The sequence below is a fragment of the Flindersiella endophytica genome (genome assembly GCF_054779015.1).
In genome coordinates this window covers 9,298-26,640 of record NZ_BAAGYY010000043.1, presented here as the reverse complement: position 1 = coordinate 26,640, position 17,343 = coordinate 9,298, and the positions used below count along the sequence as shown (strand labels likewise).

16 protein-coding genes are annotated in these 17,343 nt (G+C 64.6%); 10 read left to right on the top strand and 6 right to left on the bottom strand.

Annotated elements, in window-relative coordinates; genetic code table 11:
• Positions 1-322: 322 nt before the first annotated feature.
• Both ACYVF6_RS43335 and ACYVF6_RS43330 read left to right on the top strand, forming a co-directional pair.
• Positions 323-1,015: a type 1 glutamine amidotransferase domain-containing protein gene (locus ACYVF6_RS43335; protein WP_460531977.1), complete on the top strand. Its 693-nt coding sequence runs from the start codon at positions 323-325 to the stop codon at positions 1,013-1,015.
• A 222-nt stretch (positions 1,016-1,237) separates the two neighbouring features.
• Complete coding sequence (locus tag ACYVF6_RS43330) at positions 1,238-1,879, top strand: NADPH-dependent F420 reductase (protein ID WP_460531974.1); 642 nt, start codon at positions 1,238-1,240, stop codon at positions 1,877-1,879.
• 73 nt (positions 1,880-1,952) lie between these two features.
• Here the strand turns inward: ACYVF6_RS43330 and ACYVF6_RS43325 are convergent, their stop codons facing one another.
• From ACYVF6_RS43325 to ACYVF6_RS43310, 4 genes are all read right to left on the bottom strand, one after another.
• Positions 1,953-2,858 carry a LysR family transcriptional regulator gene (locus ACYVF6_RS43325; RefSeq protein WP_460531970.1) on the bottom strand — a complete coding sequence of 302 codons (906 nt, stop codon included), beginning with the start codon at positions 2,856-2,858 and terminating at the stop codon, positions 1,953-1,955.
• Positions 2,859-2,922: 64 nt separating this feature from the next.
• Positions 2,923-3,333 (bottom strand): nuclear transport factor 2 family protein, encoded by a 411-nt coding sequence (locus ACYVF6_RS43320; RefSeq protein ID WP_460531967.1) that lies wholly within the window; start codon positions 3,331-3,333, stop codon positions 2,923-2,925.
• 214 nt (positions 3,334-3,547) lie between these two features.
• Positions 3,548-4,201, bottom strand: coding sequence for an NADPH-dependent F420 reductase (locus tag ACYVF6_RS43315; RefSeq protein ID WP_460531964.1), 654 nt, complete (start codon positions 4,199-4,201; stop codon positions 3,548-3,550).
• A gap of 8 nt (positions 4,202-4,209) precedes the next feature.
• Positions 4,210-4,698: a nuclear transport factor 2 family protein gene (locus tag ACYVF6_RS43310; protein ID WP_460531961.1), complete on the bottom strand. Its 489-nt coding sequence runs from the start codon at positions 4,696-4,698 to the stop codon at positions 4,210-4,212.
• Positions 4,699-4,851: 153 nt separating this feature from the next.
• On the opposite strand from ACYVF6_RS43310, the gene ACYVF6_RS43305 reads away from it, so the two are divergent.
• Positions 4,852-5,646 carry a MarR family transcriptional regulator gene (locus tag ACYVF6_RS43305; protein ID WP_460531958.1) on the top strand — a complete coding sequence of 265 codons (795 nt, stop codon included), beginning with the start codon at positions 4,852-4,854 and terminating at the stop codon, positions 5,644-5,646.
• A 103-nt stretch (positions 5,647-5,749) separates the two neighbouring features.
• Here ACYVF6_RS43305 and ACYVF6_RS43300 read toward each other — a convergent pair whose 3' ends face one another.
• Positions 5,750-6,469, bottom strand: a complete 720-nt coding sequence (locus ACYVF6_RS43300) for an SDR family oxidoreductase (protein ID WP_460531955.1) — start codon at positions 6,467-6,469, stop codon at positions 5,750-5,752.
• Between the two features lie 222 nt (positions 6,470-6,691).
• On the opposite strand from ACYVF6_RS43300, the gene ACYVF6_RS43295 reads away from it, so the two are divergent.
• From ACYVF6_RS43295 to ACYVF6_RS43280, 4 genes are all read left to right on the top strand, one after another.
• Complete coding sequence (locus ACYVF6_RS43295; protein WP_460531952.1) at positions 6,692-7,288, top strand: TetR/AcrR family transcriptional regulator; 597 nt, start codon at positions 6,692-6,694, stop codon at positions 7,286-7,288.
• 289 nt (positions 7,289-7,577) lie between these two features.
• Complete coding sequence (locus ACYVF6_RS43290; RefSeq protein ID WP_460531949.1) at positions 7,578-8,096, top strand: SigE family RNA polymerase sigma factor; 519 nt, start codon at positions 7,578-7,580, stop codon at positions 8,094-8,096.
• Complete coding sequence (locus tag ACYVF6_RS43285; RefSeq protein WP_460531946.1) at positions 8,093-9,034, top strand: hypothetical protein; 942 nt, start codon at positions 8,093-8,095, stop codon at positions 9,032-9,034. Before ACYVF6_RS43290 ends, ACYVF6_RS43285 begins: the two co-directional genes overlap by 4 nt.
• Positions 9,035-9,256: 222 nt before the next feature.
• Positions 9,257-12,412, top strand: coding sequence for a S8 family serine peptidase (locus ACYVF6_RS43280; protein ID WP_460531943.1), 3,156 nt, complete (start codon positions 9,257-9,259; stop codon positions 12,410-12,412).
• A gap of 123 nt (positions 12,413-12,535) precedes the next feature.
• On the opposite strand, the gene ACYVF6_RS43275 is transcribed toward ACYVF6_RS43280, so the two are convergent.
• Positions 12,536-13,399 carry an SDR family NAD(P)-dependent oxidoreductase gene (locus ACYVF6_RS43275; protein ID WP_460531940.1) on the bottom strand — a complete coding sequence of 288 codons (864 nt, stop codon included), beginning with the start codon at positions 13,397-13,399 and terminating at the stop codon, positions 12,536-12,538.
• Positions 13,400-13,623: 224 nt separating this feature from the next.
• Between ACYVF6_RS43275 and ACYVF6_RS43270 the strand changes: the two genes are divergently transcribed.
• From ACYVF6_RS43270 to ACYVF6_RS43260, 3 genes are all read left to right on the top strand, one after another.
• A complete protein-coding gene (locus ACYVF6_RS43270; protein ID WP_460531937.1) occupies positions 13,624-14,271 on the top strand; it encodes a TetR/AcrR family transcriptional regulator in 648 nt (215 codons plus the stop codon).
• Positions 14,272-14,678: 407 nt separating this feature from the next.
• Complete coding sequence (locus tag ACYVF6_RS43265; RefSeq protein ID WP_460531934.1) at positions 14,679-14,921, top strand: aldo/keto reductase; 243 nt, start codon at positions 14,679-14,681, stop codon at positions 14,919-14,921.
• A gap of 110 nt (positions 14,922-15,031) precedes the next feature.
• A complete protein-coding gene (locus tag ACYVF6_RS43260; protein ID WP_460531931.1) occupies positions 15,032-17,263 on the top strand; it encodes a penicillin acylase family protein in 2,232 nt (743 codons plus the stop codon).
• Positions 17,264-17,343 lie beyond the last annotated feature (80 nt).

Genomic DNA, 17,343 nt, shown 5'->3' with positions numbered 1-17,343 from the left:
CGATGCACCACCTGCCTGTAGTGTCGGTCGGCGGAGCGGACGCCGGCGGCGGATGTTAACTCCGGCGGAGTTGTGAGAGAAACACCAATCGCGCCGCGATTCACTCATCAAGATTGTGAATCGCGCCTGTGCTGGCAATACCGCCAAGCCCGGATAGCTGGTGTTACGAGATTTCAAAAGGTGATAGTTTGCACTCAAACATTGGGCCCAATGACTTGGCCTTGGGAGAGGAATCGGAATGTCAGGTAACACCGCTGAGGTACGTGGTGGGATCACTCACCGGGCGCGCACCGACCAGCGACGTAGTCGAGCTCGCCGAGTTGTGGTGGTCGTCGGTAACCCGGCGATCAGTCAGCACGGCTGGCCGGTCGGCTTCTGGGGTTCGGAACTGACCCACCCGTATTACGTCCTAAGTGAGCGCGGGATCGAGGTGACGATCAGCAGCCTGGCCGGCGGACGGGTCGAGATGGACGCGCTGTCGGATCCCCGTGACGCATCCAAGTGGTCCGCAGAGGACTTGATCACCATGGGGTTCGTCAACACCCCGGAGCTGGTCGCGCTGCTGGAGGACACGCCGCCGATCAGCGCGATCGATGTGGGGGAGTATGACGCCATTCTGGTGGCCGGCGGCATGACGCCGATGTTCACGTTTCGGGATAGCGAGCCTCTCCAACGGGCGATTCGGGAGTTCTACGAAGCGGAGAAGCCAGTCGCGGCCTTCTGCCATGGCGTCGCTGCGCTTGTAGACCTACGGCTGTCTGACGGCCGGTATCTGGTCGATGGGGCGACCGTCACGGGCTTCTCCAATGTCGAGGAGGACTATGGCGACAAGGCCGCGGGTGTCCAGATCATGCCGTGGCGGATCGAGGACGTACTACGTGAGCGTGGCGCCAACTTCGTCTCAGCCGGCTTGTTCAAACCGTTCGCGGTGCGTGACGGTCGGCTGGTGACCGGCCAGCAGCAGTACTCAGGACGAAGGGTGGCCGAGATGGTCATCGAGATGTTAGGCGTGTGACGCCGTACGGGGTTTCTGCACAACGACCGTTCAGGTCACGTCGACAGGCAGAGTAAGGCGCGAGCGTTCCGTCGGTCAGATCGCATGGATGCGGTCTGACCGGCGCGCTCGCCGTCCACACTGTGCGGAGACCAGGTGAGCCCGCTGCCCTCACATCATCAATCGGGGTGCTCCGGTGCCGCAGGTGCTGCGCTTTCGACTCGACCTCATGAAGGAGATCAAGTGTCCAGAATCGGGATCATCGGTGCCGGCAGTGTTGGCCAATCGCTCGCCTGCGGCTGGTCGGCCGTCGGCCACGACATCACTGTCGGGGTACGCGACGTTGACAGCCCGTCGTCGGTTCGGGCCCGGGGGGCCCTTCCAGACTCGGCGCGCATCGTACCGCTCGACCAAGCGGGCCAGGACGCGGACGTAGTGGTGCTCGCTGTGCCGTTCGTAGCCCTCGAGGAGATCCTGCCCAAGATGTCCCTCTCCCCGGGCGTCGTCCTGGTCGACGCCACCAACGCCTTCCGCTTCGACGACGAAGGTCCGACCCTGGCCAGCACCGATGGCACGAGCGCGGCGGAACACGTAGCGCGTCTCGTTCCTGGCATCCAGGTGGTGAAGGCGTTCAACACCGTTGGCGCGGAGCACCTCACCAACGCCTCGGAGGGCCTGCCGCCCGTCGATATCTTCATCGCCGGCGACGCCCCCGTCGCCAACGCTATGGTCGCCAGGCTCGCCGAGGACCTGGGTCTGCGGCCTATCACACTAGGTCCGCTGCGCGACGCCCGGCTGACTGAAGCCCTTGCCATCATCTGGATCCGGTTGGCGACACTGAGCGGGCGGGGCCGCGGCTTCAGCATTCAGGTCGTGGAGCGGTGAGGGTGTCAGACCGGGGTCGGATCTGCATTGTCCGGCGAGAGTTTGACCGGGTCCCCGTGGTCTGGTAGCCGTCCTAGACCAGCCAGCCGCGTTCCTCGGCGACGGTCTGTGCCGCGTGCTTGAGCGCCTCCAACTCGGGATGGTCTTCCTTGCTCGACGCGGTCATAAGGGACCAGGCGAAGGTCGGCGCCGGCTGAATGAGCGGTCGGAAGGCGAGGTCCGCCGGTGGGTCGGTCCAGGCAACAGTGGGTACGACACACCGGCCCTCCCGTAAGACCTCCGCATGGGCAACCGATCCGTGCGTGACGCCGCGCCAACGGCGCGGTGTCACGCCGGCCTGCCGGCAGAACAGCATCACGAACTCCACCCACTCACCGGCAGCCTCGTCGGAGGGTAATAGGAGTTCATAATCGGCGAGCTTCTCGACCGGTAGGGCATCGAACTGTGCCAGCGGGTGGTCCGCAGCCATACCGACCACGACCTGCTCGCGGCGTATCAGATCGGCACGAAAGTGTGGCGGACAATGGGTGGCAAGACCGAACAGTGCGTCCAGGCGACCTTCCCCAAGTGCCTCCAATCCCTGGCGCACACCCTTCTCGACTTGGTGTATCTCGATGTCAGGCTGATCCTGGCGCAGCCGGCGCAGAACGAGTGCGCCCGTCTGTAGACCGCCGGAGGAGATGTCGACGCGCAAGGTCCGAAATCTCTCACCCCTATCCACCCGCCTGACGGTGCTCACTGCGTCATCGATCGTCGTAATGATGCGGCGAGACGAGGAAAGCAGCTCTCGGCCCGCGTCAGTGAGTGCAACCGAGCGCGTTGTACGTTCAAGGAGCCGCACTTCAAGATCGCGCTCTAGCTGCTGAACCATACGGCTCAGGGCCTGCTGAGAGATGTACAACCGCCGCGCAGCGGCGGTGAAGTTGAGCTCCTCGGCAACCACCACGAAGCACCGTAGCTGCTTTAGCCCCAGATTCATGCGGGCACCAACCAGGAAACAGCCGAAGCTGTTCCGCGGACCCCCCACGACGCGGGCCAAGGCTTCACTTGCGGGCAGCGGCGACCGCGTAGGTGTTCTCGAAGAACTGGCCACCGAGGATCTTGCCGTCGGCTACCCGGAAACGCGCCAGCCAGTCGCTGACGGCGGTCTTCCCGGTTTCCTTGTGCCGGAACACGAACATCCCTTCCACGAAAACGTCGTCACCAGCGGTAACGAAGTCGCGAGCCTGAAACTCGACTGTCTCGAACTCACCGAACAGCCCGTCGACCATTTCGAGGAACCCTTTCGAACCACGCAGCACCCGGCCGGCCCAGGGGATAGCCGCCGCCAACTCCTCGCTATTCGTGCCGATCAGCCAAGTGAAATCGTCATGGAGCATAGCGAGTATGTCTTCGATCTCACCACTGTAGACGTGGTCGTAGAAAGTTCGAATGAGCGATGCGTTATCAGTCATTGGGACAACTCCTGATTCGTTGAGAAATCAATGCCTGCCGGAGAAACACCATCCGGACGCCGTCCTTCACGCCGGCAAGTACACCCAGAGTTAGCTGGCCGTGATCGAGCGGACGCCCGGCCGCTCATACCGGTACGTGCGTCCACACCGGCCGGCCCCCGGACGGCAGACACAGTGGCAAAGTGACACCGCCGGGGATACTGAGTGCCGATCGCTATGCGTACTTGGGTGTCGGAGGAATCGGTCCGCCGGCCGCTAGGGCCTCCTGGACCGCGCGGGCGTCGGAAGGTCGATACTCCTCGCCGTATACGGCACCCGGCCGTCTCGGTGCCTCCATGGGACCGGCTGCATCGAGCCCACCGAGGTCGCACGGTGCGAACCCGGCGTCCTCGATGAGCCCGGCGACCAGCGCCTTCGCCTCCGGATCGTCACCACAGAGGAACAGGACCACGGGCTCTGTTTCGCGGCCCGCCGCACTGCGCTGGAATCCGGACGTCAGCGTGTTGAACGCTTTCACTAGGCGTGCACCCGGCATTCGATCGGCGTTGAAGCGGGCTGCCGTTCGCCCTGCCGGTAGCGTCTCGAGGCCTGTCGGTCCGAAGTGATTGGTGGTATCGATCACCACCTTTCCGGTGAGCGGACCCGCCACCGTCAGCACCTCAGGGATCTTCGTCCACGGCACCGAGAGCACCACGACATCGCCGATCTCCGCAGCCTCGCGAACGTCTCCGGCAGTTGCTGCTCCGCCGATGTCCCGTGCCAGGGCGATCAGGCGCTTGGGGTCACGGCTGTAGGACAGCAGCAACTCGTGCCCGGCACGGGCTAGTTGGCGGGCGATGCCGCCACCGATGCGCCCAGCGCCGATCACGCCGACCCTCACGTCGCCGCCGACTCGCGCCGGTCAACGCCGACGACCAGCGCCTCCGGCCTGATGTTGTGCGGGATCGGCCAGCCCCGCGACCACTCGTACAGCGCGAGATCAAGGGTGTTGTCGGCCACGTCGATACGGCTGATCCTGTGGTCGACGATGGTGAGCAGCATCGTCTCAACCGACGTTCCCTCGCGGCCGGTGGGGGCGAGCCCGCCGAAGTCCTTGGTGTGTTTCCAGTGCAGCAGGAACGTGATGAATCCTCGTCCAGTGCCGCTCTCGTCCAAGGCCAGATGCTCGTCGACGAGATCGATGCGGTAGGCGAGGTCGGTGAACTGCCTGGCGAAGTCCTTCAACACTTTCAGGCCGCTCAGCCCGAACCCGGCCGGGCTGTTGATCAGCATGTTCTCGTCGATGATCGCGTCCCAACGGTCGAACTCGACCCGCTGGAACGCCTCGTACAACTCTCGGGTGAGGGCACTGCTGTCCATGCTCATCGTTAGGCTCCAATGTTTGAGTCCAAACAATTGACCTCAAGAGAGTAACATGCTTCCGTGCCAGTTCAAAAGCGCTCGGGCCGAGACTGCGGCCCACGGGACTCAATCGACCTCCTGCTCGCCTCCTGGGCTCAGGCTCGGCCGGACTTCGACATGTCGCCCGTCGCCGTGATCTCTCGCTTGCTGCGGGTTCGCGCATACATTGACCGGGAGCTCGACGCGGTGTTCGAGCGCTTCGACCTGACCTCACCGAGCTTCGCCGCCCTCGTTACGCTCGCTCGCATCGCCGGCAACGGCGGTGTCTCACAGCGGCGTCTCGCCGACGAACTTGGACTGACCGCCAGCACGGTCAGCCTCCGTATCGATCGGCTCGTCGAGCTGGGGCTCGTCGCCCGTACCACCGACCCGGACTCCAAACGCAGTGTCCAGATCTCTCTCACCCTCGCTGGCCGCGAACGCTTCGAGCAGATCGTCCCGGTCCATCTAGCGAACGAGAACCGGCTGCTCGCGGCGCTGGCCGACGACGAGCAGGAGCAACTCGCCGGCCTGCTGCGGAAGCTACTCGTAGAGTTCGAGGGATCCCAGTCACCGTCCGACCTGGACCACCGACTCGGCTTGATGCTGGAGCCAGCACATGTGACTATGCGGCGCCGCCAAGCCGTCGGCCTGCCTGCGGTGGCCGGGCTCCTCGTCAGCTCCGTCGAGCCCGGCTCGCCTGCCGAGTCGGCCGGTATCGAACCTGGCGACGTCCTCACCCGGGCCGAGGGCCTCGAGCTGCGGTCAAGCGCCGCCCTCTATGAAGCCATCGATCAACGCCATGGCCGCGGGCTCCGCCTGAACGTGCTGCGCGGCACCGAAGAACTCCGGCTCGATCTGGGCACTGTCCGAAGTGTCGGCGGATTTGCGGTACCGCCGACTCCACCTGCTCCGCCCAAACACGTGCTTTGACGAGATGCGGGGATGGGAGGTCTCCCCAATCCCCGCATCTCACGAACCGTTCTGATGGCTGGCCTGACGTCCCGATTCTGCTGTCTGGGCCGAAGTGGCCCTGTCACCGGTCGCTGAACTCGCCGAGGAACTCACCACCGTCGACGTCGATGATCGTGCCGGTGATGGCGGGATTGGCCATCACCGCAACCGCGATGGCACCGAAGTCCCGTGCCTGGCCAGGGTGCGGAATCAGTTGTCGGGTACGACCGATGCCGATCCCACCCGGAGAGATTGCGTTCACCCTTACCGGAGCCAACTCGACCGCCGCTGCGAGGGCCAGGCCGTTCAGCGCGGCATGCAGCGTGCCGTACACCCCAAAACCGACTTGCGGCCGCCTGCCACTCGAACCGGAGGTGAGTGTGATCGAGCCAGTAGTGGACATGACCGGCGCCGCCATGTTCAAGATCCCATAGGTGGGCCAGAACCTGTTGTCGAACGGAACCCTGGCGGCCCGCGCCGGAGTGCTGGCGATGCTGCCCACGGCAGCTCCGGTGCTGATCGTGACCACCAGGTGATCCAGCCCGGTATGACGCTGAAGTAACTCGCCGGATGCCCGCTCGTCAGAAATGTCGCACACCTCGACGACGACCTCGTCGGTGGCTCCTGCCCGTACCATCCTGGCCGCGTCCTCAGTGCGGGACTGATCCCTCCCGACAATGACGACACGTGCTCCCCAGGCGGCCGCGGTCCGGGCCACGGCGAGTCCCATATGACGCCCGCCGCCCACGACTAGCACCGTCTGTCCGTGCAACGTGGCTGGAATTGGCTCCGTGTCGTTCATGCAAAGGCCTCCTGATGAGCGAGGGACGACTTCGTGATCATGAACGTGACATTGCCCGCCTTCCAGGCGGGAGCCACCAACGTGGCCGAGCTGAGAACGGCCGGCGCGCAGCCCGAACCCGATCGCCGGTCCGGCGTCTTTCGGAGAGTTGCAAGCATGCCCAAAAGATAGGGATCGCTCTTTTTCTTTGTCAAGATGGGAAGCGATCCCTATCCTCCGTGCATGACCGAGCGGACGAGACGCCCCTACCGGCGCGCAGAGCAGACGCGCCGGCACGTACTCGACGTGGCGGCCAAGTTGTTCTACGCCAACGGAGTTCATGCGGTCGGAACAGATCGCCTCGCCTCCGAGGCAGGAGTGACGGTTGCGACGCTGTACCGGTTGTTCGGTTCCAAAGACGGGTTGGTCACCGCGTACCTGCGCGAGGCGGATCAAGAGTGGTTCAACTGGCTGGAACGGACTGTCGAGGCCGGAGGGCTCGTTCACGTCGTCGAGGAACTCGACAGACAGGCCCGGGAGGCCGACTGCCGTGGCTGCCCGTTCCGGCTCGTCTTGGCCGAGTACCCCGCGGCCGACTCGGAGGTCCACTGCGTAGCGGTCGACACCAAGGCCAGGACCCTGGCACGGCTGCGTGAACTCGCCACATCCGCTGGCCTGGCCGAGCCCGGCCCGACAGCCGAGCGGCTCATGCTCGTCATCGAAGGCATCTGGGCCACCGCAGCCGAGCGCGGGCCTGGCTCGCCGCCTGGTGCTGGACCTGCTCTGGCCCGATCCTTGCTGACGCCCGTGAAACGCCGGCGCGCCAAGGCCAACTCCTAAGTGAGACCCACTACACCGCCATGAGGATGATCAGCAGAGAATGCTCCGCTGGCCGGATCGCCAATCAGGCGGGTCGGGATGAGCACGGCATGGCATCGGCGATGGCCGGCAAGGGCCGCGCTTTTACAGGCTGCCTTTGAAGCAGCCCGGAGCGCTCGGTACAGGAAACGCTTCTGGCCTTCGAAACACCAATCACACAACAACTAACAACGAATCGTTGTGGCCAGATCCGAGCGAATGTCCACGCGCGCGCAGCACAACATCGAAGCGATGAGTGCGTCATAAAGGTATGAAGAGCCTCACCGAGACGTTAGCGAACGGCGGGGAACGAGTGACGGACAACTTCGTTGAGCTGTTTCGCGCCAACTGCACGAAGATGGTCCGGCTGGCGGCCCTACTAGGCGCCGACGACCCCGAGGATATCGCGCAGGAAGCGTTCGCCCGAGTCTTTCGGACCTGGGCGAGCATTCGTGGCGATGATCCGACTCCGTACTTGCAGCGCACACTCGCGAATCTGGTTCGATCTCGGCAGCGACGCCTGCTGACCGCCTGGCGCCGGCAACAGCCCGGTCCGATCGAGATCGAGTCCGCAGAAGAGCTCGTGGTCGTGCGCGAAGAGCATCGTGAGGTGGTCGCCGCGGTACGGCGGCTGCCGAGGCGGCAGCGAGAAGCGATCGTGTTGCGTTATTGGCTGGATCTGCCGTACGCGCAGATCGCCGAGGTCATGGGTATTTCGGCCGGCGCGATCAAGGGCTACCTGTCTCGCGGCCTCAAAGCGCTGGAAGAGACTTCTGTGGAGGAACGATGATCCTTGTCGAAAGCAAGGTCAAGGCCGCCCTGGAAGCGTACGCCGCAGCACAACCGGCGGATACGGGCAAGGTCTGGCGTGGGGTCATGGAAAGCACATCGCGCCGGTCTCCACGGCGAGCCTGGCCGGCGATCGTCGTGGCCGTGGCGGCGGTCGTGGCGGTGGGCATTTCGACTGTGCTACTCCGGCAGACGGAACAGGGGCAGATCGGCGGCACGGCCACACCCACCTCAACAGCCAGCAAGACCAACGATGCCGCGCCAACGTCAACCCCCGAGCCGCTGCCGTCCGCGACGATGGCGGCTCCGTTGACCGCCTGGCCTGGGTCGCCTCCTGCCTGGCAGTACGTCTACTCCGTGCCGGCCGACTTGACCGCCGCGATCCGAAAGCAAACCAGCAACGCCTTCCACGCCGGTACGACGTGGATTCCCGTCGACGTGCTCACCACGACCCGTGGCCAACGTTTCGTACTCTCAGGTGGGCTCGCCACGCTGGGCACCGGCCAAGAGATCTGCTGGCAGATCGAGCCGCTGCAGCCAGTCCTCGCGACCACTCGCTATGTCGACGACACTCTGTGCGTCAAGCCCACCCTCCCGGATCCGAGCGGCGGCTCCACCAGCGACAAGTACTGGACACGTCCGCACAACCTCGACTATTACCCCCCGATACCGGGCGATTCCATCATCGAGGACGAACGTTTCCAGTTCGCCTACGGCATCGCGGCACCGGAGGTGGATCACGTCGTCGGCGTCGACTCCGACGGCCACCGGCACCAGGGCCGCATCGTCGGCCAAGGGTTGGGCTGGAAGGCACAACTGTACGCATTCGTCGCCGAGAAGTCGGTCACGTTCGTGAAGTTCGAAGCCTACGGACCGACCGGTGCGCTGCTTTCCAAGATGAATCCCGAATGCCTCGAGTCCTGTAACGCGCCCAGATAAGTTGTCGAAAGGGAGGATATGAAGTCGAAGCTACGAGTACTCCTGGCAGTAGCGATCGCTGTCTCGCCGCTGTCTTCCAGTCCGTCCGTGCAGGCTGCCCGGCCAGCCGGGCAGACCCGGATCGCACCCAGCGCGCAGCGAAACGGTTCGGCGCCAAAAACGGTCACCTTGATCACCGGTGACCGAGTGATGGTCACTCCGGGACCAGTGCGACGCGAGTCCGTGACGGTACTCGCTGCGTCCGGCCGGGAAGATGTCTTCTTCGACATTCGAAGCGGCGAGCAGGGCATCACCGTCATACCGTCCGACGCGACTCCGTTGCTCGCACGCGGTCGGCTGGACCGCGATCTGTTCAACGTTTCAGCGTTGGTCGAACAGGGATATGACGACCGAGCCAGTCAGTATCTGCCGCTCATCCTGACCTATCCGGCAAGCGTCCGTGCCACCAAGGCGACGGCCATGCCCGGCCTGTCGGAGGCCAGGTGGCTGTCCAGCGCCCACGGTGCTGCCGCCAGGGAACGCAAGCGCGATGCCGCCAGGTTCTGGGCTTCGCTCAAGGACCAGACCAACGTGAACGCCACAGGGGACGTGGCAAAGGTGTGGCTGGACAGGAAGGTCCGGGCGAGCCTGGACCAGAGCGTGCCCCAGATCGGTGCCCCGGAAGCCTGGGCGTCCGGATTCACTGGAAAGGACGTCAAGGTTGCCGTCCTCGACACCGGCGTCGATCGAGCCCACCCCGATCTCACCGACGCGATTGTCGCGGAGCAGGACTTCACCGCAAGCGAAAGCGGGCCGGCGGACCGGCACGGCCACGGCACCCATGTCGCCTCCATCATCACGGGCAGCGGCTCGGCGTCCGGCGGCCGCTACCAGGGCGTGGCGCCAGATGCCGAACTGCTCAACGGCAAGGTCCTGGACGACGACGGGAGTGGTAGCTGGTCGGGCGTCATCGCCGGCATGGAATGGGCGACCGCCCACGGCGCGAAGGTCGTGAACATGAGCGTTGGCGGCGATCCGACCGACGGGACTGACCCGGTATCGGCGGCGGTGAACGCGTTGACCGAGCAGACTGGTGCCCTGTTCGTCGTCGCTAGTGGCAACGAGCCCAACTGTTTTGGCGGCGTGTCCGCGCCGGCCAGCGCGGACGCGGCGCTCGCGGTGGGAGCAGTCGACAAGCAGAGCCAGCTCGCGAGCTTCTCCTGTACCGGGCCCCGCCTGCGCGACGGCGCGGTGAAGCCGGACCTGACCGCTCCGGGGGTCGGCATCGTCGCCGCCCGAGCAGCAGACACCACACTCGACGAACCGGTCGATGAGCACTACGTACGCGCCAACGGCACGTCGATGGCCACACCGCACGTGGCAGGAGCGGCCGCGATCCTCGCGCAGCAGCACCCGGACTGGACCGCCGGACGGCTGAAGGACAGCCTGATGGGCGCCGCACAGCCTGGCGACTACACCGTCTACCAGCAGGGAACTGGCCGCCTGGACGTCGCGCGTGCGGTCCGGCAATCGGTAACTGCGAGCCCGGGCAGCCTGTCGACGTTCCTGAAGTGGGGCGACTCATCAGTGGAACGTGCCATTACCTACCGCAACGACGGAGATGCCCCAATCACGCTGGCCGTCGGCATAGCGACGACCGGGCCGGACGGAAACCCCGCACCTGGTGGGATGTTCGCGGTGAACCCAACCCAGCTGACCGTGCCGCCGCACGAAACGGCGGCAGCGGCGGTATCGATCGATCCGGCTGGTGCCGCGCCCGGATCGTACTCGGCGATGGTGACCGCGACCGGTGACGAGACCGCGATCCATACCGCAGTAGGCGCCTACCGGGAGCCTGAGTCGTACGACGTCACCGTGAATGTCATCGATCGCGTCGGCCGGCAGTTGACAGACGCCGACGAGCCGTTCGCCGCTCCAGTCCTTACCAACCTCGAGACGGGTGAATTGAGCGGCGTTCAGCTCACCGGAGGCGAGTACGTTGTAAGGGTCCCGAAGGGCCGCTACAGCCTCGAGACCGGAATCGCCACGCTCGCTGCGGACGGTGAGACGGTCGACAGCGCGACCTTCGGATCGGTCCCCGAGATCAACGTCGACCACGACACCACGGCCACCCTCGACGCCAGGCAAGGGCGACACGTGACGGCGACGGTCGACAACGAGCGTGCCAAGCCGACACAGGCGATCCTCGGAGTGATGAGCCAGGTGACGCCTGATGCCGGCCAGGAGTTCTACGGGATCGACACCTCCACCGGCGGCACCCAGGAGCTGTATGCCATACCCACCGCCAAGGTCGGCTCGCGTGCGTACGACCTGCTGTATCTCCAGGTGATGGCCGACCCCAAGCCGGATGGTCATCGACCAGGCGGCTACCAGCTGACGTTCACAGCACATGGCACCATCCCTCGCGAGCTTGCCTTCCAAGCCCGCGACCGCGACCTGGCCGCCGTCGATGCGCGGATCTTCGCCCAAGGCGTTCCGAGCGGCGCAGCGTGGTGGGCCAGCAGCGTCTACATCGAAGGCCTGCAGCACTTCGCGCCGGGTGCGATCGTCGATGTCCGGCCGCCTATCCAGGTGACGTACCTGGTCTCGCCGGGAGCGGCACCCGGACGGACGAGCAAGTGGGAGTTCGAGCTGGCCGGCCATGATGAGAACGGCCTCCTGTACGTCGAGTTCACCAACCTGCAACCCAGGGAGCTGCGCCCGGGTGAGCAGTGGCGGCAGACCTGGGACAACGCCGCCATCGGCCCGTACATGATCGGGATCATCGGAGGTGGAGGGCTGTTCGCGGGAGTGGAAGCGTTCAGTCCCGCTGCCGCGCAGCATCGCACCAGCGTCTTCGGCGGGACAACGGGACAGATCGAGCTTCGCCGTAACGGCGAGCTGGTCGGAACGAGCGACGACCCAACGGCAGGCTTCTTCGAGCTTCCCGAGGGGCAGGCGAGCTTCAGCCTGACCAGTACAGCTCAGCGTGATGTGCCCTGGTCGAGTCTGGCAAGCAAGGTCGCCGCGACTTGGACGTTCACCTCAGACGTGCCTGAGGAATCCGAACTGCTCCCGCTGCCCAACCTCCGCATCGACGGAAGCTTCGACGCGTACGGACGGGCACCCACCGGTCGCCCTTTCCCGTTGACGATCACAGCCGAGTACATCGACGGATCCCCGGTCCTGGAGATCTCCGAGGTCACGCTCCAGGCGTCGTTCGACAACGGCAGGACGTGGCGCAACATCGAGGTACATCTCAGCTCCGACGGGTTCCAGGGCGTCGTGCCGAAGCCGCCGCCGGATGCGTCCACCGTCTCGCTGCGGGCAAGCGCACGAGACGTCAATGGCAGCCGTGTCGATCAGACCGTCATGGGTGCATACGGGCTGGCAGAGTAGATCGAGGCACGGCCTCGCTGCGGACAACTCTCTGCGCAGCGGGGCCGTGCCAGGCGGCGTGAGTCAGGGCACCTGGTCGATCCGTAACGGACAGATCGAACGCTGAAGGAACCCGGCGAAGGGCTAGGGCCGCGCTGGGACGCCTGGTGGCATCTGCATCTTTCCGCCGCTGACCGGGCCGCCGCCGACGTGTACGACCGAGCCGGTCATGTAGGAGAACTCGTCGGTGGCGAGCGAGAGTACGGCCCGGGCGATCTCTTCCGGTTCGGCCATGCGTTCCAGGGCGTTGACGTTGAGCGGGCCCCAGGCGTTCTTGAACGCGGTCCACACCGCGTCGGGGAGGCCGGCAGGGCGTACCAACGCGGTGTCGGTGGTGCCAGGGCTGATGGCATTGACCCGGATGCCCTGGGTGCCGTAGTCGAGTGCGGCGGTCTTCACGATGCCCTGGATGGCGTGCTTGCTGGCGGTGTAGGCGGTGCCGCTGGGCCGGACGGACTCCGAGGCCGTGCAGATGATCACACCGCCGCCCGTGCGCAGCAGATGCGGGACTTCGTACTTGATCGCGAGGAAGACGCCGCGGGCGTTGGTGCGCTGCACGTCCTCCCACAGCTCGAGGCTGAGCTCGTGCAGCGGGCCGGTGCGGGTGATGCCGGCGTTGTTGAACGCGATGTCGAGGCGGCCGTAGACGCGTACGACCTCATCGACGAAGTGCTTCAGCTGCTCGGGCTCGCGTACGTCAGCGCGGATGTAGGTGGCCCGGCCGCCTTCGGAGCGGATGTCGCGTTCGACCTGGCGGCCGAGCTCGGTCCGCCGGCCGCAGAAGCCGACCTTCGCTCCCTCGCGGGCAAACGCCCTGGCCGCGGCCTCACCGATACCGGAGGTGGCGCCGGTGATCAGCACCACCTTGCCGGCGAACCGGCCGGCCGGCGTGGGATCCGGCGGTGCGGAGGTCGCCGGGCGGGCGGCGTAGGCGGGAACGGCGGTCACAGCGGCCAAGCTGGCAGCGCCTGCGAGAGCTCCGGTCGCCGCTCCGCCGAGGAACGAGCGACGATTGCGTCGTCGCACAGGCACCGGTGCGGGATCTGGCACAGGATGGGGTTCGGCAGGTGCGTTGCCGTTCGGCATGAGTGCGCTCCTCGGATCGAGTTTCAACTCACTATACACTTGTAAATGTACATCTGTATATCCATCTCGCGTCTAGGATATTCGCCATGGCATCGACGACGCGGCGCCGCAGCAGGCGCGGCGAGGGCGAGCAGCTCCGTACCGGTCTGCTCGACGCCGCGGCCGACCTGCTCGACGAGACCGAGGACGTCGAGCAGCTGTCGATCCGGGCCGTCACCGCCCGAGCCGGCGTCAGCCCGATGGCGCTCTACCTGCACTTCGCCGACAAGGACGAGCTCGCACGCGCGGTGAAGCTCCGCGCCTTCGCCGCGTTAGGGGACGCGCTGACCGAGGCCCAGTCCACCCACCCGGACGACGCTTACGCCCAGCTCAACGCGATGGGACTGGCTTACCTCAGCTTCGCGCGCACGCATCCTGGCCAGTACGCGCTGATGTTCCACACCCGCACGGCCCGGAACGACCACGCGGAACCCGAGGCCGGCACGACCAGCCCAGGCCGCACGGCCGGGCTCGAGGTGTTCAACCTGCTCGTCGAGACGGTCGACCGGTACACCAGCGCCAAGGGTAAGCAAGCGTTCGAACTGGCGACCCAACTGTGGATGGCGCTACACGGCCGCGCCGTCCTCCAACCGGCGATGCCCTGGTTCCCGTTCGCCGAAGAAGACCTGTACGTCGACAGGCTGGTTACCAGTCTCGAGCCCGGCCACGGAACCGGACCCGCGCGGAAGGCGTGACAGGCGCGAAAAGTGGCCGACGGAATTCAGCCGGTCGACAGCTCAAAGAAAGGCGGCCCAGCCGTCGATGTACCGAACGGTACTCTCCGACCGCTACGGGGTGACGTCATCGTCCGCCGTGACAACCACGGCTTCAGTGAAGCTCAGCATTCCGGTGATGGCTCGCGACTCGTTGGGTGGTGACTCGTACGACCATGTCAGATGTCACCAGCATCGATGACACAAGCAGTCGCCTCAGGCACTCCGATCACCGGAGTGCCGCGCATGCAGCGCCGGTAGGTTTTCGGGGTCGCAAGATGTTCAACAATGGAATGTTGTTAATTGGGAGAAGATTGTTGTTTCTCTCCGCACGTGAGTCCGGCTAGCGTTGCTCCCGCTCCTCTCTCCGTGGTCGTCAAGGAAGAGTTATGCGTACAGAGCGAGGATGGCACTTGGACGAGCGTGCCGCCGAGCCTATTGTCCGTCGTGCTGTCGAGGAAGGCATGACGTTCTTCGACACTGCGGATATGTACGACCGTGGCGCCACCGAGGAGGTCACCGCCGTCAGGCAGGGCACAAGGCCAAACACAACGGCCGCGAAGCGACATCCGGCTGTGACAGGAACACGACAGCGGCGGCCACTTCGCTGCCCCGGGGGACAGAGGCTCTGATCCCTTTAGTCGAACCTGCCGATGGTCCTGCGCCCGAAACTACCGTACTGGGCCGGTTCCATCCTGCCAGGTCTGCTAGGAGCCGTGTCCCTCATGCAAAGGAGCAAGCAATGGAGAATGAGTCCCACAAGGTTGCCGGACTTGACCAGCCCGTCGAGATCTTGGTCGATCGATGGGGTATACCACATATCTACGCTCGCTCACCGGATGACTTGTTCTTCGCGCAGGGCTTCAACGCTGCGCGTGATCGTCTGTTTCAGATCGACCTGTGGCGGCGGCGCGGACTAGGCGAACTGGCGGAAGTGCTAGGCCCGTCCTTCGTAGACAAGGATAGATCCGCACGCCTCTTGATCTACCGCGGTGACATGGACGCCGAGTGGGCAGCGTACGGCCCAGATACCAAACGCATCGTCACTCGTTTCGTTGATGGCGTGAATGCGTACGTGCGGTGGCTTGACGACCATCCGAAAGCGTTGCCTCCCGAGTTCGAGATGCTTGGTTACGCGCCGGCGCAATGGAGTCCAGAAGACGTCGTACGGCCGCGGGCACATGCTCCTGCGGCCAACCTCATCCTTGAGCAGTATCGTGCGCGTATCGCATCCGTGGGTGATCCAGTGGCAGACCGGGTCTGGTTGGACCTGGTGCGGGGACACACGCCGGCCCCGGCGCCTGACCTCGATCTCGACCTTCCGAAGGATGTGCTGAGGGATTACCTGATGGCGACCGGACCTGTTCAAGTGCCTGGAGGTGGCGGCGGCAACGATGGCAGTAACTGTTGGGCGCTTGCGGGATCTCGCACGGTAAGCGGTCGACCTTTGTTGGCGAGCGACCCACATCGTGCCCAGACTGCGCCGTCGTTACGCTACATCGCACATCTGTCATGCCCAGACTTTGACATCATTGGCGCTGGCGAGCCGTTCATGCCCGGCTTGGCGCTTGGACACAATGGCACCGCAGCCTTTGGTTTCACGATCTATGCGATCGATACCGAGGACCTCTATGTCTGTGACATGGACCGAGAGCTTCGTAGGGTTGTGATCGAAGACATTGCGGTCAAAGGCGAGCAGCCACGCCAAGTCGAACTCGAGTTCGACCGGGTGGGGCCAGTACTTTACAAGGATGTGGAGCGGGGCAAGGTCTACATCCTGCGTTCGACTTGGTTCGAGCCCGGCACCAGCCCTTATCTGGGCAGTCTTGACTACATGAAGGCCAAGAGTTGGAGGCAGTTCGAGGCGGGCCTGGCTACCTGGCGCAGTCCAGGAGAAAATCACTTGTACGCAGACGTGAACGGAACGATAGCCTCGCGTGCAGCTGGACTTGTGCCGCGGCGCAAAGGCCACGACGGCCTGTTTCCGGTACCGGCAGACGAGCGAGTCGATTGGGACGGATTCCTGTCGGCCACGGAGTTTCCAGGCACGGTCGATCCGCCGGAAGGATTCGTCGCCTCGGCGAATGAGTTCAACGTACCCGACCACTTGCCGCTTCCGTCCTACGAATGGCCAGACTCAACTCGTCGACGTCGAATTGTCGATGTGCTGTCCTCCAAGCCGAAGCACTCGTTTGAGGACATGGTGTCGCTCCAGACCGACCAGCGAGCCAACGATGCACAGGAGATCCTGACTCTTGTCCGCAATCTGAGGCCAGACGACGATCTCACTGCCGCAGCCGTCCATATGCTGAGGAGCTGGGACGCCGTTGAGTCCGTCGATTCCGCAGCGGCCGTACTGTACGAGATCTGGCTCTCCAGACACCTACGGCAGACCTTTGTACAGACGGTCGTTTCCGCTGAAGCTGCGAAACTCATCCCAGGTCCCGATCCACGAGTCTTGCGAGAGGCCCTCGCACACCCGCAGGCGTGGTTCGCCGGATCCGATCCGGCCAGTACTCGTGACGACCTACTCATGCGCACCCTACGTACTGCCTACGAGGATGCCGTCACACTACTTGGCGAGGATCCGGCCGAGTGGCGTTGGGGAGAGGCGCATCAGAGTGCCCAGTTGCACGTCTTGGGAGACCTCGATCCTGAGCTGAACGTCGGTCCGGCGCCAATCGGAGGTTCAGGATCTACCGTCAACCTCTCGGCATATATGCCGGCGACCCTGTCTTCGTTCTGGGGCCCCTCGTTCCGGATGATTGTCGACGTGGGGGAATGGGATAACTCCCTATGCATCAACACGCCCGGTCAGTCCGGCGATCCAAGGAGCCCGCACTATCGCGACCTGTTCGATACCTGGTGCAGAAACGAGTACGTTCCGATGCTCTACAGCCGACCGGCGATCGAGCGAAACGTTGAACTCCGAATCCTGCTTGAACCAACCAATCGTCATCGTGCTGATGCTTAGTGCTTTCGGTCTGGCCGTGGCCTGGCCGTCATGGTGTGCTGCTGGGCCCGAGCCGATCGATCAGTGTCCGGTCGTAGCTC